Origin of the sequence: Geodermatophilus sp. DF01-2, assembly GCF_004571065.1 — a bacterium.
GTDB lineage: Bacteria > Actinomycetota > Actinomycetes > Mycobacteriales > Geodermatophilaceae > Geodermatophilus.
The window spans coordinates 1-2,667 of the sequence record NZ_SPQN01000163.1 but is presented as its reverse complement, the minus strand read 5'-3'; the positions used below and the strand labels follow the sequence as shown (position 1 = coordinate 2,667).

Here is a 2,667-nt window from a genome sequence, read left to right as displayed (position 1 = left end):
GGCCGACCGGGCTGGAGCACGCCGACCTCGTCCTCGACGGGATCGTCGGCATCGGCGGCCGCGGGGGCCTGCGCCCGCCCGCCGTCGCACTGGTCGAGCGGGCCGCGGCCGGGCCGGGCCTGATGGTCGCCGTCGACGTCCCCAGCGGGGTCGACGCGAGCACCGGCGCGGTGCACGGGACGGCGTTCCCGGCCCAGCACACCGTCACCTTCGGCGCGCTCAAGACCGGGCTGGTCGTCGGGGACGGCCGCGGGTACGCCGGCGAGGTCCACCTGGTCGACATCGGGCTCGACCTGCCCCCCGCCGACACCCACCAGCTGACCGACGCCGACGCCGTCGCCCGGATCCGCCCGCCGGCCAGCGACGACGACAAGTACTCGCAGGGCGTGGTGGGGGTCGTCGCGGGCTCGTCGGTCTACCCCGGCGCCGCCGTCCTCTGCACCGGGGCGGCGCTGCGCACGAGGCCGGGGCTGGTCCGCTACGCCGGGACGGCGGCCGCGGGCGTGCGGGCCGCCTGGCCCGAGGCGATCGTCACCGAGGGAAGGCCGGGCGACGCCGGGCGGGTGCAGTCCTGGGTCGTCGGCCCCGGCATGGGAACCGACGACGACGCCCACAGCGTCCTGGCCGAGGTGCTGGCCTCCGACCTGCCGGTGCTGGTGGACGCCGACGCGCTGACGATGGCGGCGCGGGATCCCGACCTGGTCCGCCGGCGACAGGCGCCGACCGTGCTGACGCCGCACGATCGTGAGTTCGCCCGCTTCGGGTTCGAGGTCGGCGCCGACCGCGTCGGCGGAGCCCGCCGGCTGGCCGCCGACCTGGGCGCCGTCGTCCTGCTCAAGGGCGACGCGACCGTCGTCGCCGCGCCCGACGGCGCCGCGTACGTCAACGCCACCGGCACCCCGTGGCTGGCCACCGCCGGCACCGGCGACGTCCTCTCCGGCATCGTCGGCGCGCTGCTGGCCACCGGGTTGCCTGCCGACGAGGCGGCCGCCGTCGCGGCGCACGTGCACGGGCGGGTCGGGCAGCTGGCCGCCGAGGGGGGGCCGCTGATCGCCGGCGACCTCGTCCGCCGGCTGCCGGCCACGCTGGCCCGCCTGCGCGGGGCGCCCGCCGGCCGGCTGGGAGACTAGGGGACGTGACCGAGCTCGCGAGGTCACGCGGCGGCACAGCACCGATCGGCACGTCGTCGACGAGCGCCAGCGAGGAGGGGACGTGACCGAGCTCGCGAGGTCACGCGGCGGCACAGCACCGATCGGCACGTCGTCGACGAGCGCCAGCGAGGAGGGGACGTGACCGAGCTCGCGAGGTCACGCGGAGACACAGCACCGATCGGCACGTCGTCGACGAGCGCCAGCGAGGAGGGGACGTGACCGATCGAGCCCGCGCGGAGGTGGTCGTCGACCTCGACGCCATCGCCACCAACACCGCCGTGCTGCGCGAGCGGGTCGGCCGGCCGCTGATGGCCGTGGTGAAGGCCGACGGCTACGGCCACGGCATGGTGCCGGCCGCGCGGGCGGCGCTGGCGGGGGGAGCCGACGCGCTCGGCGTCGCGGTGCTCGAGGAGGCGCTGGCGCTGCGTGCCGCCGGCATCACCGCCCCGGTGCTCGCCTGGCTGCACACCCCGGGGACCGACCACGCCGCTGCGCTCACCGCCGACGTCGAGGTGTCGGTCAACGCAGAGTGGGCCCTGGCCGAGGTCGTCGCGGCCGCCCGCGCCACCGGCCGCACCGCCCGGGTCCACCTGTTCGCCGACACCGGCCTGTCCCGCGAGGGCGCCACGGAGGCCGACTGGCCCGGGCTCGCCGCCGCCGCCGCGCGGGCGCAGGCCGACGGCGACGTCGCGGTCGTCGGGCTGTGGAGCCACATGGCCTACGCCGACGCCCCGACCCACCCGACGATCGGCGCGCAGGTCCGGGTGTTCGAGGAGGCGGTCGCGATCGCCCGGGCGGCGGGGCTGATCGACGCCCGGCTGCACCTGGCCAACTCCGCGGCGACCATCGCGCTGCCGTCCACCTGGTACGACATGGTCCGGCCGGGGGTCGCCGTCTACGGCCTGGACCCGCTCGGGGGCGACCCCGCCGGCCACGGGCTGCGGCCGGCGATGACGGTCCGGGCCGCCGCCGCGCTGACCAAGCGGGTGCCCGCCGGCGTCGGCGTCTCCTACGGCCACACCTACTTCCCGGAGCGGGAGACCACCCTGCTGCTCGTGCCCGTCGGCTACGCCGACGGCGTGCCGCGGGCGGCGGGCAACCGGGCCCCCGTCCTCGCCGCCGGCGCACACCGGACCATCGCCGGCCGGGTCTGCATGGACCAGTTCGTGCTGGACGTCGGCGACGCCGAGGTGCGGGCCGGCGACGAGGTCGTCCTGTGGGGGCCGGGGGACCGCGGCGAGCCGACGGCGCAGGACTGGGCCGACGCCGTCGACACCATCCACTACGAGCTGGTCACGCGGATCGGTGGCCGCTTCGCCCGTCGCTACGTCGGCTCGGCCGGGGCGGTCTGATGGCGGTCCACAAGCGCCCGGGTCGGCAGCCGTCGCAGCAGTCGCACCACCGGGCGGGGATCCTCGGCGCGGTCCTCGGCCTGGCCGCCGCCGGCACCGCCGTCGGGGTCGCGGTCAGCCGCGCCGCGGCCCGGCGGGTGGGCGCCGAGCGGCTGGGGTCAGCG

At 78.0% G+C, this 2,667-nt stretch carries 2 protein-coding genes; both read left to right on the top strand.

The features are described 5' to 3' along the window. Positions 1 to 1,130 (top strand): NAD(P)H-hydrate dehydratase (locus E4P41_RS21530; RefSeq protein ID WP_135143230.1); only part of this gene is annotated, 1,130 nt, incomplete at its 5' end. 236 nt (positions 1,131 to 1,366) lie between these two features. Beyond that, positions 1,367 to 2,503 (top strand): alanine racemase, encoded by a 1,137-nt coding sequence (alr, locus tag E4P41_RS21525; protein WP_135143229.1) that lies wholly within the window; start codon positions 1,367 to 1,369, stop codon positions 2,501 to 2,503. The last annotated feature ends 164 nt before the right edge of the window (positions 2,504 to 2,667 follow it).